The 17,512-nt window shown below is 59.7% G+C and carries 16 protein-coding genes and 1 tRNA gene; 7 read left to right on the top strand and 10 right to left on the bottom strand.

Features of this window, described 5'->3' with window-relative positions:
- Positions 1 to 2: 2 nt before the first annotated feature.
- From PSAKL28_RS01570 to PSAKL28_RS01555, 4 genes are all read left to right on the top strand, one after another.
- A complete protein-coding gene (locus PSAKL28_RS01570; protein ID WP_038605723.1) occupies positions 3 to 209 on the top strand; it encodes a helix-turn-helix domain-containing protein in 207 nt (68 codons plus the stop codon).
- 18 nt (positions 210 to 227) lie between these two features.
- A complete protein-coding gene (locus PSAKL28_RS01565; protein ID WP_038605721.1) occupies positions 228 to 608 on the top strand; it encodes an Aq_678 family protein in 381 nt (126 codons plus the stop codon).
- A 24-nt stretch (positions 609 to 632) separates the two neighbouring features.
- Complete coding sequence (locus PSAKL28_RS01560; RefSeq protein WP_038605719.1) at positions 633 to 875, top strand: hypothetical protein; 243 nt, start codon at positions 633 to 635, stop codon at positions 873 to 875.
- Between the two features lie 97 nt (positions 876 to 972).
- Positions 973 to 1,048: transfer RNA gene (locus PSAKL28_RS01555), tRNA-Thr, on the top strand.
- A gap of 82 nt (positions 1,049 to 1,130) precedes the next feature.
- On the opposite strand, the gene PSAKL28_RS01550 is transcribed toward PSAKL28_RS01555, so the two are convergent.
- From PSAKL28_RS01550 to rfaD, 3 genes are all read right to left on the bottom strand, one after another.
- Positions 1,131 to 1,421 carry a type II toxin-antitoxin system RelE family toxin gene (locus PSAKL28_RS01550; protein WP_038605717.1) on the bottom strand — a complete coding sequence of 97 codons (291 nt, stop codon included), beginning with the start codon at positions 1,419 to 1,421 and terminating at the stop codon, positions 1,131 to 1,133.
- Positions 1,411 to 1,650 carry a type II toxin-antitoxin system RelB/DinJ family antitoxin gene (locus tag PSAKL28_RS01545; protein WP_038605715.1) on the bottom strand — a complete coding sequence of 80 codons (240 nt, stop codon included), beginning with the start codon at positions 1,648 to 1,650 and terminating at the stop codon, positions 1,411 to 1,413. Before PSAKL28_RS01545 ends, PSAKL28_RS01550 begins: the two co-directional genes overlap by 11 nt.
- A 90-nt stretch (positions 1,651 to 1,740) precedes the next feature.
- The gene (gene rfaD, locus PSAKL28_RS01540) at positions 1,741 to 2,754 is read right to left on the bottom strand and encodes an ADP-glyceromanno-heptose 6-epimerase (protein ID WP_038605712.1); all 1,014 of its coding nucleotides are present in this window, start codon (positions 2,752 to 2,754) and stop codon (positions 1,741 to 1,743) included.
- 174 nt (positions 2,755 to 2,928) lie between these two features.
- On the opposite strand from rfaD, the gene PSAKL28_RS01535 reads away from it, so the two are divergent.
- Positions 2,929 to 4,077, top strand: a complete 1,149-nt coding sequence (locus PSAKL28_RS01535; RefSeq protein WP_038605710.1) for a lysozyme inhibitor LprI family protein — start codon at positions 2,929 to 2,931, stop codon at positions 4,075 to 4,077.
- A 4-nt stretch (positions 4,078 to 4,081) separates the two neighbouring features.
- On the opposite strand, the gene PSAKL28_RS01530 is transcribed toward PSAKL28_RS01535, so the two are convergent.
- A complete protein-coding gene (locus PSAKL28_RS01530; RefSeq protein WP_038605707.1) occupies positions 4,082 to 5,272 on the bottom strand; it encodes an MFS transporter in 1,191 nt (396 codons plus the stop codon).
- A gap of 222 nt (positions 5,273 to 5,494) precedes the next feature.
- Here PSAKL28_RS01530 and PSAKL28_RS01525 point away from each other — a divergent pair, with 222 nt between their 5' ends.
- Positions 5,495 to 7,159 (top strand): FMN-binding glutamate synthase family protein, encoded by a 1,665-nt coding sequence (locus tag PSAKL28_RS01525; protein ID WP_038605704.1) that lies wholly within the window; start codon positions 5,495 to 5,497, stop codon positions 7,157 to 7,159.
- Between the two features lie 133 nt (positions 7,160 to 7,292).
- Here PSAKL28_RS01525 and PSAKL28_RS01520 read toward each other — a convergent pair whose 3' ends face one another.
- Complete coding sequence (locus PSAKL28_RS01520; RefSeq protein ID WP_038605701.1) at positions 7,293 to 8,585, bottom strand: OprD family porin; 1,293 nt, start codon at positions 8,583 to 8,585, stop codon at positions 7,293 to 7,295.
- Positions 8,586 to 8,971: 386 nt separating this feature from the next.
- Here PSAKL28_RS01520 and PSAKL28_RS01515 point away from each other — a divergent pair, with 386 nt between their 5' ends.
- Positions 8,972 to 11,074: a TonB-dependent receptor gene (locus tag PSAKL28_RS01515; protein WP_038605697.1), complete on the top strand. Its 2,103-nt coding sequence runs from the start codon at positions 8,972 to 8,974 to the stop codon at positions 11,072 to 11,074.
- A 94-nt stretch (positions 11,075 to 11,168) separates the two neighbouring features.
- Here PSAKL28_RS01515 and PSAKL28_RS01510 read toward each other — a convergent pair whose 3' ends face one another.
- The 5 genes from PSAKL28_RS01510 to PSAKL28_RS01490 all read right to left on the bottom strand — a co-directional run bounded on the left by PSAKL28_RS01510 (position 11,169) and on the right by PSAKL28_RS01490 (position 17,414).
- Positions 11,169 to 11,753: a hypothetical protein gene (locus PSAKL28_RS01510; protein ID WP_038605694.1), complete on the bottom strand. Its 585-nt coding sequence runs from the start codon at positions 11,751 to 11,753 to the stop codon at positions 11,169 to 11,171.
- A gap of 141 nt (positions 11,754 to 11,894) precedes the next feature.
- Positions 11,895 to 12,095 (bottom strand): hypothetical protein, encoded by a 201-nt coding sequence (locus PSAKL28_RS01505; RefSeq protein WP_038605691.1) that lies wholly within the window; start codon positions 12,093 to 12,095, stop codon positions 11,895 to 11,897.
- Positions 12,096 to 12,277: 182 nt separating this feature from the next.
- Positions 12,278 to 13,384: an agmatine deiminase gene (gene aguA, locus PSAKL28_RS01500; protein WP_038605688.1), complete on the bottom strand. Its 1,107-nt coding sequence runs from the start codon at positions 13,382 to 13,384 to the stop codon at positions 12,278 to 12,280.
- 60 nt (positions 13,385 to 13,444) lie between these two features.
- A complete protein-coding gene (gene aguB / locus PSAKL28_RS01495; protein ID WP_038605686.1) occupies positions 13,445 to 14,323 on the bottom strand; it encodes an N-carbamoylputrescine amidase in 879 nt (292 codons plus the stop codon).
- A gap of 184 nt (positions 14,324 to 14,507) precedes the next feature.
- Positions 14,508 to 17,414 (bottom strand): aminotransferase, encoded by a 2,907-nt coding sequence (locus PSAKL28_RS01490; RefSeq protein ID WP_038605684.1) that lies wholly within the window; start codon positions 17,412 to 17,414, stop codon positions 14,508 to 14,510.
- Positions 17,415 to 17,512 lie beyond the last annotated feature (98 nt).

The following is a 17,512-nucleotide window of genomic DNA, read 5'->3' as shown; positions in this document are numbered from 1 at the left end:
CTATGCCGATAATCATCCGCCTCGACGTGGTCATGGCCAAAAACAAGATCCGTTCCAAGGATCTGGCCGAAATTATCGGGATTACGGAAGCGAACCTGTCGTTGCTGAAAAACGGCAAGATCAAGGGTTTCAAGATCGAAACCCTGGAGAAACTCTGTCGCGCGTTGAACTGCCAGCCAGGTGACCTGCTGGAGTTCAGCGAGGAATGATCAAGGAAGTGGTAACTCGTGAGCAATTCACTCAAGTGGCGCGTTGCGCTGCTCCTGGCTGTCGCCCTGCTCGGCGGCTGCGGCCCCAGCTACACCTATAGATACTCGCCCCCGCCCAGCGTAATGGGCATGAACTGCATCAACAGCTGCGCCAGCGAACGCAACCACTGCAAACAGATGGCGCGCCTGCAAGAGAACAGCGAGCAGGCCCTGTACCAGGCCAACCTCAGAAGCTACCAATACTGCCAGGCCGGCAAGAGCAAAAAAGACGCACACAAAAGTTGCTACTACCCCAGCTACCCGTACAGCAGTGGCTCGAGCTTCAGTTGTGGCAACGACTACGACAGCTGCTACCAGGCTTGCGGCGGCACCATCCAGCGCATCCTCATCAAAGACTGAAACCTTCGGAAAACGGAATTCACTGTGAACACACTCAGCTCACTTGCCTTGCTCAGCTTCATCCTGACCCTGGCCGGTTGCAGCAGCGCAAGCTACACGCCGGACGCCAGCTGGGACATGCCAAAGATGCAGGTCCTGGGCGACAACGGCCTGCCGGCGCAGCCTTACATGCACTGCAACAAGCGCGGCTGCCACGATCACAAGCCGATGTTGTTCGACCCAAGCAAAGCCGAACCCGACGCCACGACATTGCACCGCGGTTGGTAAGAAAATGCCTCGTGATGCCGGTTGAAAACAGGTATTGCGAGGAATCTTGCAGAAGTAGTTTACAGACGCAAACTGATCGCTATAATGACGCCCCTGTGCCGGTATAGCTCAGATGGTAGAGCAACTGACTTGTAATCAGTAGGTCCCGGGTTCGATTCCTGGTGCCGGCACCATACGCAGTAAAAAAGAGGCTCACCGCAAGGTGGGCCTTTTTTGTTTGTGTCGTAGTAACGCCGTGTTCATGAGCTCCGAGGCTCAATCTCCTAACCGCTCAGCCGCCTTCCGATAAACCTGCTCCCGCTCTCGTTTATCCACAGCAACCACAAACACCACGACCTCCTGGTCAATCACCTGATAGACCAACCGATAGCCACTGCTACGCAGCTTGATCTTGTAGCAATCGGGCAAGCCATGCAGCCGGTTCGCTTCAACCCGTGGGTTGAGCAAAACCGTAGCCAGCTTTTTCTTGAGCTGCTGGCGAACGGTGTCTCCCAGCTTGTGCCATTCCTTCAGCGCTCGTGCATCAAACTCAAGGCTATAGGTCATCCAGCGAGACCTTTACCCGCTGAGGTGCAGCAAGACGTTCGCGCACCGTAGCAAGCAGAGCCTCATCATCCTCAGTCATCAGCACTGGCTTGAAAGGCAACTGGCCGCGCTCTGCTACATATTGCAGCGCTTGGCGCATCAGCTCGGAAGGCGTGACACCCAGCTTTTCAAGTTCGCGGTATGCACGCGCTTTGAGATCGTCGTCGATACGTACGTTGATAGATGCCATGGCACCGGCCTCACTGTAATGACATTAGTCTGTACATTGGCCTAAAGCGACTCTATGAGCAAGCGCGCCTGTAGACATACCGACGGGGCGTCATGCGAAAGCAGGCGGCGGACTTTTGAGCCCCAGCAACCAATCACAGTAACGCACCACACCCTGCCCAACCGTCAGCGTCGGCGCCTGATAGCCCACAGCGCGCAGACGCTCAAGATCGGCACAGGTGTAGCACTGGTACTTGCCACGCAGATGCTCGGGAAATTCGCTGTACTCCAGAATGCCTTCAAGCAAGGCCATCTCCAGTGACAACGGCGGCTGATCCTGCTGTTCACGCAGGCGGTTGATCACCGCCAGGGCCACGTCGTTGAACGGCTGGGCGCGGCCGCTGCCGAGATTGAAAATGCCGCTGAGCTGCGGGCGTTCAAGGAAGAACAGATTGACCTTGACCACATCCTCCACCGAGACGAAATCGCGCAGGTGCCCACCACTTGGGTAATCACCGTAGCTGCCGAACAGGCTGACCTTGCCATGGGCCTGATACTGGTTGAAGCAGTGCAAGGCCACCGATGCCATCGCGCCTTTGTGCTGTTCATGCGGGCCGTAGACGTTGAAGTAACGCAGGCCGACGATCTGGCTACGCGCAACGGGCAGTTGCCTGCGCACGCGCTGGTCGAAGAGAAACTTGGAGTAGCCGTAAACGTTCAGTGGCCGCTCACTTTCGCGCTGTTCGCGAAAGTCCCGCCCGGCGCCATACACCGCTGCCGACGAGGCATACAGCAACGGCACTTGCAGCCCTTGGGCAGCTTCGAGCAGGTCGCGGCTGAAGCGGTAGTTGTTGTCCATCATGAAACGCCCGTCGCCTTCGACGGTGCTGGAGCAGGCGCCCTGGTGCAGTACGGCACGGACTCTGCCGAACTGGCCGCGGGCAAAGCGCTCAAGGAAGTCGTCCTTGTCGAGGTAGTCAGCAATTTCGCTGTCGGCCAGGTTGCGAAACTTGTCGCCGTCAGTCAGATCGTCAACAGCGATGATCTCGGTTTCGCCGCGCTGGTTGAGGGCCTGTACCAGATTGCTACCGATAAACCCGGCGGCGCCGGTCACGATAATCGTCATGCCATTTCCCCTTCAAGGGTGGAGAGCCGACAGTCTAGGCAAGGGCTTTGTACAAAAATTAACCAGGATCAATAAAAGTGCGGATAGCCGTGACGCTCGTCAGGCCACGATTTTGCCGTGACTGTAGACTCTGCCTTATCATCCCTCACCCGCTTCTGTGCACATGGATGTCTGATGAAAGCCTTTACGCGCCTGCTGCCCGCCCTGATCGTTGCTTGTCTGACCAGCCCTGCTGCCTTTGCCGCCAGTTTCGACTGCAGTAAAGCCAGAACGCTGGTGGAAACTGCCATCTGCACCACACCTTCACTGTCGGCCAAGGATGATCTGCTCAATGAGCACTATCGTCCGCTGCAACACCTGAAGATTTTCCGTGAGCTGGAAAGGCAATGGCTGCGTGAGGTACGCAATCGTTGCACGGCGGTCCCGTGCATTGAGGAGGCTTACGATCAACAGATTTCACGGCTCACGCCGGTGCCGGCCAATCCTCAAGCCGAGACACCTGCGCTAAAGCCTTCACAGGACCAACAACCCTACCTGCAGATCGAGGATGCAGCCTGGCAACGCTTTGCCTTGGCCACCTTCCCGCAGGTCAAGGGTGTCGACTATGCCCAGGTGGTTGACGTGGCAACCCTGGACGGTGTGCTCAACGTGGTGATTTTTGTTGGCGAGCACCTGGACCAGACCATCCGCAGCCCTGGCAATAGCTATGAGCGCCGCTACTTCGGCTCGTTGTATGAGTACTCCGACGCCCGCCCAGGCCTTCATCCGATTGTCCGTGACATCCGTTTCAGCGGCTGGAACAAGATCGGCGCCAATGATCAGGGCGAGCGCTTTGCCGGCATCATCGATGGGGTGTTCTACTACCGTCATCGCGTGAAGGGCGAAGCCGAGCAAAGCATGGCCTACACCTTGGGCTCCAAGGCAGAACCACAACCTTCAACGCAGCTGTTTTCCGCAGAATCCGGGAGCAAACGCTTTTCCAAGGCGCGGATCGCCAATGACCTGAACGTCGAAAACTACCACCTGCAGCTCTACTACCCCTACGAGTACGACTCGAACGCTTACGACCAGGTGATGGACAAGAACGATAAAGGCTGGAGCCTGGTCAATCCGGTGTGGAACGAAACCCGGCCGGTGCTGTACTTCGACAACAGCGGCGACTTTGCCTGTGTCTGGCGTGTTGATCTACTGAACAAGACACTTGAAAAGATCGTCCCCGAGCATGAAGCAATTTCGGCAGTTCCGGTGGATGTTCTGGGCCACGAAGCCGTCGTGTACCTCGAAGGCGACAAGCTGATGTTCGCTATCGCCCCCGGGCAGTAATGGCTCAGCCTGGCACCGACAGTGCCACCGCGCGTCGGCGTCCGTACAGACGGCCGACGCTGATCGCCCAGTTGAGTAGAGCCACAACCAGCAAGCTGACCATCATCGCCTCGGTACCCTTGCTGACAATCAAGTGGCCCGCCAGCCAGGGAAAGCCGAACACCCCGAGAAAGTACGCCAGGCTGAACAGCAGCAAGGCCTGCGGGGTGTGCCCGGGCGGCGCCTGGTTCGCAGCGAGGCCGTTGATCACCGAATAATTCAGGCCATAACCGACGCCCAGCAAAGCCGCCGCCAGCAAGTAACCCAGGTTGCCCTGTACGCCCCAGCCCAAGGCCAGTACCGCCAGGACGATAAAGCCCGAAAGCAGGCAGGACGCCCGATAGGCATCGCGTTTGACCACCCAGCCGGCGATCAGCAACCGGCAGCTGATCGCCGCGCTCATGAAGCCAACGAAGAACAACGAGTAGTCCAGGCCACGCCCCGCTGCATAGGAAGTCTGGAAGCTGCCCAGGCCACCGAAGATCGCACCGCCCAGGCCGACCATGAGAATCGGCCAGCGCGCCTTTGAACCCAGTACCTCGTTACAGGCGCGGCGACTGATGCTGACCGGGCTCGAAGCCGGACGTGGCAGTCGCGCCAGATGGTTGAAAATCAGCAAGCCGCACAGCGCGGCCAGGGCTGCGGTGTAGAACGCAGTCTGTACCGGCAGATCGAAAACGCTGGCCAGCTTGCCGACCAGCGGCCCGGAACCGATCCCGCTCATCATGCTGCCCGAGAGCAGGGCAAAGCTGTGCGTGCGCCGCTGGGCATCGACCCGTTCACTGACCAGGATTGGCCCCAGGGTGTAAAACGCTCCCCAACCAAGGCCGAGGATCAGACCACACACCATCAACCCGCTGCCTGTGCCAGGCACCAGGGCAAAGCCCAGGCACGCCGTCACCAAACACAGTGCACAGAGCGCGATGGCCCGCGCCGAGCCCAGGCGATCGGCCAGGTGCCCACTGCCCAGCACGGCGACTACGGTACTGAGCATGGCCAGCGAAATGATCTGCCCGGCGTCCTGTTCGTTACCGCCACGACTGCTGACCAACAGCGACAGCAAAAACGTCGAACCGTAGGACAACGACAGCAGATAGCTGGCCAGGCACAGCAGGCCAAAGCCCTGTGCCGTGGGTGCTGCGCGGGTAGCGGGCATGGTGTGGCTTCACTTGGCAAATACTGGAAATGCCTTGTAGCACGGGTGCTGCAAGCGGCAGTTATGCAAGTGCCGGAGTCAGGTTCAGCAGGCAGCGAACTAACCCGCCGGGGCCGGCCTTGCAAGCACGCCGGGGATAAAAGTCTTTTACTGATTTAACGGGTTTTCCGCCCGGGCGCTTGCCCTATCCTTGGCAGGATCTCTCATATCAGTGGAAGATTCATGAAAGCTTCGCTTCCCAGCCGCTACGCCTGTCTGGCCGGCTGCCTGCTCTTCACCTGCATCAGCCTGCCCTTTCTTGCGAGCCATGCCTGGCTCTGGCCCTTCACCCTGATCTGCGCCTTGCTCAGCCTGGTTGGCCTGAACGATCTGCGCCAAAGCCACCATGCGGTACGGCGCAACTATCCGATTCTGGGCAACATCCGTTACCTGATCGAAACCATCCGCCCGGAAATTCGCCAGTACCTGCTTGAGGGCGATGACGACAAGCTGCCGTTCTCCCGCGCCCAGCGCTCGCTGGTCTACGCCCGGGCCAAGAATGAAAGCGCCGAGAAAGCCTTCGGTACGCTCAACGATGTGTACCGACCCGGCTTCGAGTTCATCAGCCATTCGATGCTGCCAGCGGACACCCCGGATCCCGCCTCGTTCCGTATCGCCATCGGTGGCCCGCAGTGTCGCCAGCCTTACTCTGCCTCGATCTTCAATATCTCGGCCATGAGCTTCGGCGCCCTCAGCGCCAACGCCATTGCCGCGCTCAACCAAGGGGCCAAGCGCGGTCGCTTCGCCCACGACACCGGGGAAGGCAGCATCAGCCCGTATCACCGTGAGCACGGCGGTGACCTGATCTGGGAAATCGGCAGTGGCTATTTTGGTTGCCGCACCGCCGCTGGCCGTTTCGACCCCGAACGCTTCGCCGCACAGGCCCGCGACCCGCAGGTGAAGATGATCGAAATCAAGCTGAGTCAGGGTGCCAAGCCTGGACATGGCGGGATACTGCCCGGGCATAAGGTCAGCAGCGAGATCGCCGCTACCCGCGGGGTGGAGGTCGGCGAGGATTGCATCTCACCGGCAGCGCACAGTGCCTTTCGCACGCCTATCGAGCTGTTGCAGTTCATTGCGCAATTGCGCGAGTTGTCTGGCGGTAAACCGGTGGGCTTCAAGTTCTGCCTGGGCCACCCCTGGGAATTTATGGGCATTGCCAAGGCCATGCTGGTGACCGGCATTGTTCCGGATTTCATCGTCGTCGACGGCAAGGAAGGCGGTACCGGCGCCGCACCGCGGGAGTTCAGCGACAACATCGGCGTGCCGATGCGCGAAGGGCTGATGTTCGTACACAACACGCTGGTGGGCCTGAACCTGCGCGACAAGGTGCGCATTGGTGCGGGCGGCAAGATTGTCAGTGCCTTCGATATCGCCAGCGTACTGGCCATCGGCGCGGACTGGGTCAATTCGGCGCGTGGCTTCATGTTCGCCATTGGCTGCATCCAGTCGCAGAGCTGCCACACCAACAAATGCCCCACGGGGGTGGCGACCCAGGACTCGTTGCGACAACGCGCACTGGTGGTGCCGGACAAGGCCGAGCGCGTCTACAGTTTTCACCGCAACACCCTGCATGCCCTGGCCGAGATGCTCGCCGCCGCAGGTCTTGAGCATCCGTCACAGCTCAAGCCCAAACACCTGGTCCGACGCATCAGCGCCAGCGAAATCCGCCTGTTTTCCCAGTTGCATGTATTCCTCAAGCCCGGTGAGTTGCTCAACGGCTCGATCGACAGTGAGTTCTATGCGCGGATGTGGCGGATGGCCCGCAGCGACAGTTTCGAGCCAGAGACGGGTGAGGCGCCGACTGACAAGCCCGTCGTACGCCGCAAGCTGGCGACACCAGCTTGATGGGGCATTACCAGTGGGAGCGGGCTTGCCCCGCGATTGCGATCTGTCAGCAACATCGCATCGCGGGGCAAGCCCGCTCCCACTGGCGGTTCCACTTCAGACAGGTAGGCCTGCCTGAAATGGGAGGTCCCTATCAGAGGATGCTGATCGGGTACTCGACGAACACGCGGACTTCGTTACCGTCGTCGTTGAGTTCGGCCTGACGCATGCTGGTGTCGGTACGCAGGAACGAGCTACGCAGTTTGATGGACAGGTCCTTGGCCGGGCCTTCCTGAACTACGTATTTGAACTGGTTGAAGATCTCGCGCTCTTCACCTTCGCCGAAGCCACGGGTGTTGATGTGGTCACCGCGCACGTAAGCCACTTTGTAGGTCAGACCCGGTACACCGAAGGCGCCGAAGTCCAGACCGTAGGCCAGCTGCCAGGAACGCTCGTCTTCGTTGTTGAAGTCAGACCAGTAGGAGTTGGCCAGGTAGATGGTCGAACCACCGTCACCCACGCCACCGGCGTTCTGGTAGAAGCCGTAGTTGTAGCCGGTGTTACCGGTGCTGCGCTGGTGCGCGATGGTCACCGAGTGCGCGCCGAAACCGTAAGTGGCCGCCAGGCTCCAGATGGTGTTGTCACGACGGTCGTCAGTGGCGAACTCGCGATCCAGTTTGGTCTTGTAACCGTTGAAGTCCAGAGTCAGGGACTGGTCAGACGCGAGCGGGTGAACGTAGTTGACGCCCAGGTAATGCTTCTTCAGCACGTCTTCGACGTCGGAGCCGTACAGCGAGGCCGACAGGTTCTCGGTGAACTTGTAGCTACCGCCAAATACGTTGATCGACTTCAGGCCACCGCTGTCACGGCCTTCAGCACTTTTGCGCGCTTCCTGGGTGAAACGACCGGCGTTCAGTTCCAGGCCCTGGATTTCCTTGGAGGTGATCAGGGTACCGGTGTAGCTCTCTGGCAGCAGGCGACCGTCGTCGTATTGCAGTACCGGCAGTTCCGGCATCTGGTCGCCGTACTTCAGTACAGTGTTGGAGACGCGGAATTTGACCGCGGCGCCACCACGGGCCAGGTTGTGCGGGGAATTTTGCGGGTTGCTTGGCGAGTCGCCATCTGCTGGTTTGAAGAAGTCGATACCGGCGCCGCCGTTGTGACCCTTACCACCGTCCAGACGCACAGCGTACAGACCGAAAGCATCCACACCGACACCGACGGTGCCCTGGGTGAAGCCGGAGGAGAATTTACCGATGAAGGCCTGACCCCATTCGCGCTGATCCTGGGTGTCGTGCTTCTTGTCGCGGTTGATGAAAGCGTTGCGCAGCAAAAGGCTGGCGCTGCTGTCTTCGATGAAGCCCTTTGAAGAGGCCTGGTCATTGGCCGAAGCCTGAGTCGCCGCCATAAGCCCCAGCGCGATCAGGCTGATCCTGGTTTTCAACATTTTATTTTCCTTATTACGTAGTCAAATACGCTCTGTGGCCTACGCCAAAAACCACGCCCCCTGCGTGGGTTGACGCTCGCGGGTCAAAAAATAAAAGCCCGCCTGCGAGTGATCGCAGCGGGCCTTTTATTCTGGACTCTTGGCCTATGGGCCTACAGGCGTTGACCGAATCCTATCCGTGTGCGGATCAGCATGTCAAAAATTCGTGAAATTGAATTGATAATTGAGTCAATTCGCCGCAGACCGGCACCACTGAAACAATTTGAAACATTAAACAGCAAGAGCAAATAAGAAACGATTAACACAAGTAAATAGCAAGCATTATCATCCGCGCAAAATTTCAATCCCCTTTTCGTCTGCTGCCCAACCCCCTTCGGATGTCCTTGATGCCTGCCCCTTGCCGCCTGTCACCCTTGACCCTGGGTGTCTCCCTGTTTCTCAGTTCCGGATTGGCGCTGGCCGCCACAACCACCCTGCCTGAAGTCTCGGTGACCGCCGAAAGCGATCGTGATCGCGATGATCCACGGGTCAAGGAAGTCAGTACCGCTACCCGCACCTCCACCCCGGCCCGCTACGTGCCCCAGGCCATCGACTCGGTGAAAACCAGCAACGTCCTGGACTATGGCACCAGCGATCTGGGCAAGGCACTGAGCGGCATCCCCAACGTCAGCAACGGTGCCGACACCCGCTTCGACAGCGTGCGCATCCGCGGCTTCGATGCCAGCAACGATTTCTACCTGGACGGTATCCGCGACGATAGCCAGTACGTGCGCGACCTGCATAACATCGAGCGCATCGAGGTGCTCAAGGGCCCGGCTGCGGTGCTTTACGGACGCGGCAGCCAAGGCGGGATCGTCAACCGCGTGAGCAAGATGCCGGAAGCCGGCCGGCGCTCGACCATCGAAGCGCAAGGCGGCAGCGAAGACCTGCGCAGCCTGTACGCCGACCTCAGTGCCGATCCGTCGGAAAACATCAGCCTGCGCCTGAACATGGGCAACCAGGACAACAACAGCTTCCGCGACGGTATCGACGGCAGCCGCCAGCTGTTCGCCCCGTCCATGAGCTGGCAGCTGACCCCGGACCTCAACTGGTTGGTGCAGTACGAATACAGCCGCTACAACCGTACCCCTGATCGCGGCATCCCCAGCGTCAATGGCCGCCCGGCCGATGTCGGCCGCGACACCACCTACGGCGACACTCAGCGCGATTTCATCGACGACAAGGCGCAATCGCTGCGCTCGCGCCTGAACTACCAGCTCAATGAAAACTGGCAGGTACGCCACACCCTGGGCCTGTTCAAGCTCAATAGCGACTTCGACAACACCTACCAGACCGGCTACAACGCCAAGACCAATCAGGTCACCCGGCAACGCTGGCAGCAAGACCTCAACACCCGCAACCTGTTCAACAACCTTGAGCTGGAAGGCGACTTCGACACCTTCGGCCTGCAGCACACCTTGCTGACCGGCATTGAGTTCGGCAACCAGCGCCGCGATCCAATGCTCTACAACGCCGCCACCAAGGGGCCCGGTGCCAGCCCGGTGCCAAGCGTGGACCTGGACAACCCCAACCGCCATCTGCAGCACAACGGCACAATGGCGTTATCGAGCAACAACCACACCGTAGTCGATAGCCGTGGCCTGTACATCCAGGATCAATTACGCCTGAACGATCAGTGGCAGGTGCTGGCCGGTGTGCGCTTCGACCAGTTCGAAGTGGAGACCACCAACAAGATCAAGGGCATTTCCGAGAAGCAGGACAGCAACAGCACCAGCCCACGCCTGGGTGTGGTCTATTCACCGTGGAAAGAGCACTCCTTCTATGCCTCCTGGAGCAAGACCTTCTCGCCGGTAGGCGGTGGCTTGATCGGTATTACCCCGGGTGCGGCCGGCAACAGCAACGAAACCAGCCCGGAAGAGACTCGCCAGAAGGAGATCGGGGTCAAGAGCGACTGGCTCGACGAGCGCCTGAGCACCACCCTGGCGATCTACGAGCTTGAGCTCTACAACCGTCGCACCAGTGATCCGAACAACCCGAGCATCACCCTGCTGACCGGCATGCAACGCTCGCGCGGCGTGGAGCTGACGGCTACCGGCAACATCGTCGGCAATTGGTATGTGCGCGGTGGAATCGGTATTCAGGATGCAACCATTGTCGAGGACAACAATGGCTTTGAAGGCAACCGTGTCAGTGACGTCGCCAAACGCAACGGCAGCCTGTTCGTCACCTGGAAACCGGAAATGGGCTGGTACGGTGAAACCGGTCTGACCCTGGTCGGCGAACGCTACGCCGACAACCAGAACACCGCCGTGCTGCCAGGTTACGGCCGTTGGGACGCCCTGGCGGGCTTCCGCAGCAAGGACTGGGACCTGCGTGCGGCGCTGAGCAACATCACCGACAAGACCTACTACAGCTCGGCCACCAGCGCCGCGCAGATCCAGTTCGGCGATCCACGCAGCCTGGTGGTTACCGGTACCTATAGTTTCTGATTTTTCCCGACCGGGAAGGGCGGCAAACATTCGATTTGCCGCTCTTGCTCTCTATACCCAAGCGCAAGCAACGCCATAGCAGGCGGTTGCGCCTTCAGACTTCATCGGGGTTATCCAGGTAAGGTGCATGGGTCTGAACGATTTTGAGGCGCAGGTGGAGCGGTTCACCGCCATCAGCGGCAATGTAGCTACAGCGCTTTGACTGCCAGCTTTTCAAACTTCGATATTTAAAGTGTTCTTCCCGCAGGCAAAGCGGTTTGCCTGTGTCCAGTGAGACCAGCCTGGTGATTACCTCATCCCCTTCTCCGATCACTACCCCATGCCTGCCTTCTTCACCAACGACAGGCTCGAAGCGGAACCTGGATCGGTTTTCCGCTTTCGTGCTGAACGCACCAAAGTAGCCGTCGCCATAACCGATGTAGCTACCGAAAAAATGTTCGCTTCTCGTGTAAATCACATAACCGGCGTCGGTCGACCGGAAATACCATTGCAATGGCTGTACAGGTCTGTCTTCACTTATATGGCCGAGAAAATGAGGAGCAAAAGAGGGAGTAAAGGCCCACGTATCCCTGGTAAATGGATCTACAAGACTTTCCGCATGCAACTGCCGGAAATGCCCAAGCGTCCCGAACTCCGACGAGATGGTAGCTATGAAAGATTTTTCTCGATGAGTGGCCATAGAACTACTTCCTTGTGTCAATGAAGGCAGAATCGCCTGCCGCTTCATTCTGGAAGAGCGCGCCTGAGCGACAGCTGTACTTAACTAACACCCGAAAAAAAGCCCGATTCAGAAATCGGGCTTTTTCTTGTCAGATACCACTCAGCCGTGCCAGACACCCAGCAGCGCTTCAAGCTCTGCGTCGGTGATCAGCCCCGTCGGGTAACGGGCCAGCAACGAGCGGCGCTGATCGGACTTGCTGCCGCGGATTGCTCCATTGTCTTTCAACCACTGGGCTACCTGCTGAAGGGCCTCGTGATTCACTGCTGATGAGGGCGAAGCCGGCTCACTTACTGCATTCATTTCGACACATACTCCCTGGGCCGTGAGCGGCAAACTACTCAAACTTTGTGACAGAACGAAGCTGCCCTATCCGCTTGAAATACAATGCAAAACAAATACAAGAGATGTGCCAGCGCGCCTCGCCGATCGTCGCCCACCCATAAAAAAACCCGTCCGAAGACGGGTTTTTTTATGGCTTGGATTCAGCCCTTGAACGGTGCCGGTTGCTGCTGGGTCAGGCAGTGGATGTTGCCGCCTCCCAAAAGCATCTCGCGGCCCGGGATCATGACCACTTCATGCTCCGGGAACACCCGCGCCAGAATCGCTCTAGCCTCGGCATCTGCCGGGTCGTCGAAGCTTGGCGCGATGATGCCGCCGTTGACGATCAGGAAGTTGACGTAGGACCCGGCCAGGCGAACCGACGGGTTGCGCTCCTGGCTACCGGCCACCGGATCGACGCCCGCACACTCTTCTTCAGTGGCGAACAGCGGTCCCGGGATCGGCATCTTATGCACGGTAAACGCGCGTCCTTTGGCATCACGGCTGTTCTGCAGCACTTCGAGTGCGGCATGGCAACGCGCGTAGTTGGGGTCTTGCGGATCATCTGTCCAGGCCAGTAACACTTCACCCGGGCGCACGTAACAACAGAAGTTGTCGACGTGGCCATCGGTCTCGTCGTTGTACAGGCCATCGGGCAGCCAGATGATGGTGTCCACCGCCAGGTGATCACGCAGCACCGCTTCGATCTGCTCACGATTGAGGTGCGGGTTGCGGTTGTGGTTGAGCAGGCATTCTTCGGTGGTGATCAGGGTGCCTTCACCATCGACGTGAATCGAACCGCCCTCAAGCACGAAGCCTTCGGTGTGGTAGCGCTGGCAGCGTTCCATCTCGAGGACTTTACTGGCCACTTGCTCGTCACGGTTCCATGGCGCGTACAGCCCGCCTTCGAAGCCGCCCCAGGCATTGAAGCCCCAGTCAACGCCGCGCACTTCGCCGCTGTTGTTGATGACAAAGGTCGGCCCGGTGTCACGCACCCAGGCATCGTCGTTGCTGATTTCCACCACACGGATGTTCGGCCCGTCCAGACGGGCACGGGCGTTGTCGTACTGGGCGGCAGAAACGGCCACAGTTACTGGCTCGAAACGGGCAATGGCCTGGGCCAGGGTCACGTGTGCGGCCTGTACCGGTTTGCCGCCCAGGCGCCAGTTGTCCGGACGCTCGGGCCAGACCATCCATACCTGGGTTTGCGGCGCCCATTCGGCTGGCATGTAGAAGCCGTCGGCGCGTGGGGTGCTGGTCAGGGTCTTCATGAGTAAACCTTTGAAGTGTCCGACGCAGGCATCGAGGCCTGCGTCGAGGTCATTGAATGATCAGGATTCCAGCGCGCCATCGAGGGTCTTGACCGGGCCGTACAGGTTTGGACGGCGGTCACGGAAGGTGCCCCAGGCGCTGCGGATGTGCTCCAGTCTGTCGAGGTCGAAAGTATGCACCAGCACGCCCTCTTCGGTCTCGTTGAGCTCCTGCACTTTCTCACCAAACTGGTTGGCGATGAACGACGAGCCGTAGAAGGTGATGTCGTAGCCGTCCTGTTCTTCGGTGCCGATACGGTTGCTGGCGATCAGCGGCATCAGGTTGGCACCGGCGTGGCCCTGCTGCACACGCTGCCAGTGGTCACGCGAGGAAATAGTCTTGTCATGCGGCTCGCTGCCGATGGCGGTCGGGTAGAACAGTACTTCGGCGCCGAGCAACGCCATGCTGCGCGCGCACTCCGGGAACCACTGGTCCCAGCAGATGCCGACGCCGATCTTGGCGTAGCGGGTCTGCCAGACCTTGAAGCCGGTGTCGCCCGGGTTGAAGTAGTACTTTTCGTGGTAACCAGGGCCATCCGGGATGTGGGTCTTGCGGTACACACCGAGGTTGCTGCCGTCGGCATCGATGATCGCGATGCTGTTGAAACGTGCACGCCCGGCCAGTTCGAAGAAACTGATCGGCAGCACAACCTGCAGCTCTTTGGCCAATGCCTGGAAATGCTCGATTGCGGCGTTGGTTTCAACCGGGGTCGCCAGCTGCAGGTAGTCCGGGTTCGGCTTCTGGCAGAAGTACGGGGTTTCGAACAGTTCCTGGATCAGGATGATCTGCGCGCCCTTGGCCGCGGCTTCGCGGACCAGCTTTTCGGCGGTGGCCAGGTTGTCCTGGCGATCCCAGGAGCACGCCATCTGGGTGGCGGCGACGGTAACGGTGCGGCTCATGAAAACCTCCTCGAAGGATGACTGGGCCGGCTGACCGTGCAGACGACCGATGACAGATTGCTGGGTGATGGTCGACTTTATATCCGATAAATATCGACTTTAAAAGCCGACAATCAAAATATTCAGTCGTAAAAAAGCCGCTTAAGCCGATAACAATCGACTTAAGCGGCTATCAGCCCGCGGGCTAGAGCTCTTCTGACAGGACCCTGTCGATGCTGTCGACGAAGAAGTCCACGCTTTCACGGGTCGTGCACATCGGCGGCTTGATCTTGAGGATGTTCAGGTAGTCGCCGGTAGGCTGCATGAAGATCCCCAGGTCGCGCAGGCGGTTGCACAGGGTGGTGGTTTCTGCGCTGGCCGGCTCCAGTGTGCTGCGGTCGCGTATCAACTCCAGGCCCAGGTAGAAGCCCGAGCCATGCACGGCACCGGCAAGCGGATGTTTATCGACCAATGCCTGCAGGCGCGCCTTGAAATACCTGCCAACGTCGCGGGCGTTGTCCCACAAGCCCTCTTCCTTCATGACATCGAGTACGGCGATGCCGATCCGGCAACTGACCGGGCTGCCGCCAGCAGAGGAGAAGAAGTAACCCTCGGCTTCCAGCGCTTCGGCAATCTCCCGACGGGTGATCACCGCCCCCAGGGGCTGGCCATTGCCCATGCCCTTGGCCATGGTGATGATGTCCGGCACCACGCCCTGCTGCTCGAAGCCCCAGAAATACTCACCCAGCCGCCCGTAGCCGACCTGTACTTCGTCGGCGATGCATACACCACCCGCGGCCCGGACTTTGGCATACGCCTGCTGCAGGTAACCCGTTGGCAGGGAGATGCCGCCGGCGTTGCCGTACACCGGCTCACAGATGAATCCGGCCAATTGACGCTGCTCGGCAGCCAAAGCCTGCAGCTTGGCATCGACATCGCGCAAATACTCGGCGCTGCTGTCTTCGCCGCGATAGGCGCCGCGGTAAGTGTTCGGTGCAATGACCGGATGCACCCAGTCAGGCCGGGTGCTCAGGGCTTGAGGGTTGTCGGCAATCGAGGTGGAAATCGCATCGGTGGCCACCGACCAGCCATGATAGGCCTCCAGCACACTGAGCATGTCGCGGCCACCGCTGTAGGCCCACGCCAGGCGAATCGCCAGGTCGTTGGCTTCGGTGCCGCTGTTGACCAGGAACACCCGGTCCATGGAGTCAGGCGCCAGCTCCAGCAACCGCTCGGAGAACTCGGCGATGGCCGCGTAATGGAAGCGTGAGTTGGTGTTGACCAGCGACCACTGCCGTGCCGATTCGCTGGCCATGCGTGGATGACCGTGGCCGAGTACCGCGACATTGTTGAGCATGTCCAGGTACGAGCGCCCCTGCATGTCGATCAGGTAGTTGCGCCAGCCGCGTTCGATGTGCGGCGGCTGCTCGTAATAGTGCTTCTGCGAGCGGGCAAAGCTGGCGTCGCGGCGTTCCAGCAATTGTTGCGCATCGACCAGCGGCTCGGCCTCACAGGCGAACCCCAGCAATGCTTGCGGCGACGGACACAGCGCCTGCCAGGCGGCAGCTCGCGACGGCACAACGAAAGATGGCGGATACAGATCCGCGACCCGGCACAGCTGGATCCGCAAGACTCCGTCGGTCTGCCCCAGGCGCTGCCCTGGGTTCAATTGCGTCCCCGAGTCAGGCGCATCCTCCAGGCCACGCAACCACAGGCTGCACTGCTCGCCTTTGAGGCAGCCCTGCCCCTCTGCCGTTTGCACCCAGACCCCCGCCCAAGGCGCTTGCACCTCGGTAGTCGCCGCCACCTGCAGCTCGACATGCAAAGCAAAGGTACGCGGCTCTTGCGGGTTGTCGATATGGGTTTGCGACAGACGATACTGACCGTAGAGCGAACAGGCTGCACCTTGTGTTCCGGCCTGTTCGCGCAACAGCTGCTGATCGATACCGGGCTGTTCCCAGTTGCCAGCCTGGAAGTGACCGCTCAATACACCCAGGTCCACGGGGGTGACGGTGCTGGCCTGCAAGCCAGGCAGTAGTTGGCCTGCTTGCAGCGGCAATGCGGGCAGATCGAAACCGGCAACCTGCACAATCGCCGCTTCCATAAGTTCGAACGGTACGCTGGTGGCGACGTCAAAGATTTCCCATTCGTGACTGAGATTGTCACGAATGTAGCCGTTGCCCGGATCGACGCTCAACTGCTGCTCACTGCTGAGCACCAACACCGCAGCGCGTGCAACGATCAACGGCCAAAGGGCTTTGAGCTCGGCTTCGGTCAGCGGATTGAGCGCATGGTAGGCCTGGACGGCAGGCAGGATGCGCAGCGGATCGCCCTCGGCATGATGGAGCAAGGCCGCGCAGGTTACCGACAGGTCGGCGATTCGCCAGGTGTGCAGCAGATCACCGAAATCGATGACCCCTTGCAACTGCCATTGCCGCTGCTCGTCACGTTGCCAGACAGCGTTGTCATCGGTGATGTCCAGATGCACGGCCTGCATCGGCAGTTGCTCGATCAATGGTTGCAGGCACTGCTCGGCCTTGGCGGTGGCGGCTAGCAGCTGCGCCTTGCGCGGCCCATCGGAGAGTACTGGCGACAGATGAGCGATAAGGGCCGGGGCATGGCGTGGGTCCCATTGCAGCGTGCGCTCAAGTCCTGGATGGGTGAATCCGGCCAGCGCCTGGTCGATGCGCGCGCACAACCTGCCCAACTCAGCGACCAATTGCGGGGCCATGTACTTCAGGCGGGTCAACGACTGCCCTTCGATGTAGTCGAGCAGGCGTACACGCAGGGGCTGACCGTCCAGGTCCAGCGCCAGCAGTTGCTCCCCGGAACCTGCAGCGATTACGGCGGGCACCGGTAAACCACGTTCGAGCAAGTAGCTCAGCGCCGCGTGCTGGGCTTCCAGTTCAGCAACGGTATAATCGCCGTGGCAGATTTTCAGCACATAGCGTCCCTGGGCGCTATCGACACGAAAGTTCAGGTCTTGCTGACTACCTAAAGGTTGCAAAGAACCACTGAGCCCATAGTGCTCCTGCAATACCTGCAGCGCCTGCTGCTCGCTGACGTCGGGACAAGGCTGGCTGGAGCGGTGGAGCAAGGTACTGAGCGGCATGGTGAGACCTCATTTTTTTGTTGCTTATATCGCCACCGCTTTTGCCGATAAGCAAGTACGGCCAGGAAAAAGCGATGAACAACGAGGTGTACCGCAGC

This window comes from Pseudomonas alkylphenolica, from assembly GCF_000746525.1.
In the GTDB taxonomy this organism is placed as follows: Bacteria; Pseudomonadota; Gammaproteobacteria; order Pseudomonadales; family Pseudomonadaceae; genus Aquipseudomonas; species Aquipseudomonas alkylphenolica.
Note: the sequence above shows the minus strand (reverse complement) of the source record. Positions and strands in the feature narration are given on the sequence as shown.

Excerpts from the sequence above, each read along its gene's own strand:
- PSAKL28_RS01545 (WP_038605715.1), bottom strand. The coding sequence starts at position 1,650 with ATGGCATCTATCAACGTACGTATCGACGACGATCTCAAAGCGCGTGCA.
- PSAKL28_RS01490 (WP_038605684.1), bottom strand. The coding sequence starts at position 17,414 with ATGCCGCTCAGTACCTTGCTCCACCGCTCCAGCCAGCCTTGTCCCGAC.
- aguA (WP_038605688.1), bottom strand. The coding sequence starts at position 13,384 with ATGAAGACCCTGACCAGCACCCCACGCGCCGACGGCTTCTACATGCCA.
- rfaD (WP_038605712.1), bottom strand. The coding sequence starts at position 2,754 with ATGACGATTATCGTGACCGGCGCCGCCGGGTTTATCGGTAGCAATCTG.
- PSAKL28_RS01525 (WP_038605704.1), top strand. The coding sequence starts at position 5,495 with ATGAAAGCTTCGCTTCCCAGCCGCTACGCCTGTCTGGCCGGCTGCCTG.
- PSAKL28_RS01510 (WP_038605694.1), bottom strand. The coding sequence starts at position 11,753 with ATGGCCACTCATCGAGAAAAATCTTTCATAGCTACCATCTCGTCGGAG.
- PSAKL28_RS01570 (WP_038605723.1), top strand. The coding sequence starts at position 3 with ATGCCGATAATCATCCGCCTCGACGTGGTCATGGCCAAAAACAAGATC.
- PSAKL28_RS01550 (WP_038605717.1), bottom strand. The coding sequence starts at position 1,421 with ATGACCTATAGCCTTGAGTTTGATGCACGAGCGCTGAAGGAATGGCAC.
- PSAKL28_RS01520 (WP_038605701.1), bottom strand. The coding sequence starts at position 8,585 with ATGTTGAAAACCAGGATCAGCCTGATCGCGCTGGGGCTTATGGCGGCG.
- PSAKL28_RS01535 (WP_038605710.1), top strand. The coding sequence starts at position 2,929 with ATGAAAGCCTTTACGCGCCTGCTGCCCGCCCTGATCGTTGCTTGTCTG.
- PSAKL28_RS01530 (WP_038605707.1), bottom strand. The coding sequence starts at position 5,272 with ATGCCCGCTACCCGCGCAGCACCCACGGCACAGGGCTTTGGCCTGCTG.
- PSAKL28_RS01515 (WP_038605697.1), top strand. The coding sequence starts at position 8,972 with ATGCCTGCCCCTTGCCGCCTGTCACCCTTGACCCTGGGTGTCTCCCTG.
- aguB (WP_038605686.1), bottom strand. The coding sequence starts at position 14,323 with ATGAGCCGCACCGTTACCGTCGCCGCCACCCAGATGGCGTGCTCCTGG.
- PSAKL28_RS01505 (WP_038605691.1), bottom strand. The coding sequence starts at position 12,095 with ATGAATGCAGTAAGTGAGCCGGCTTCGCCCTCATCAGCAGTGAATCAC.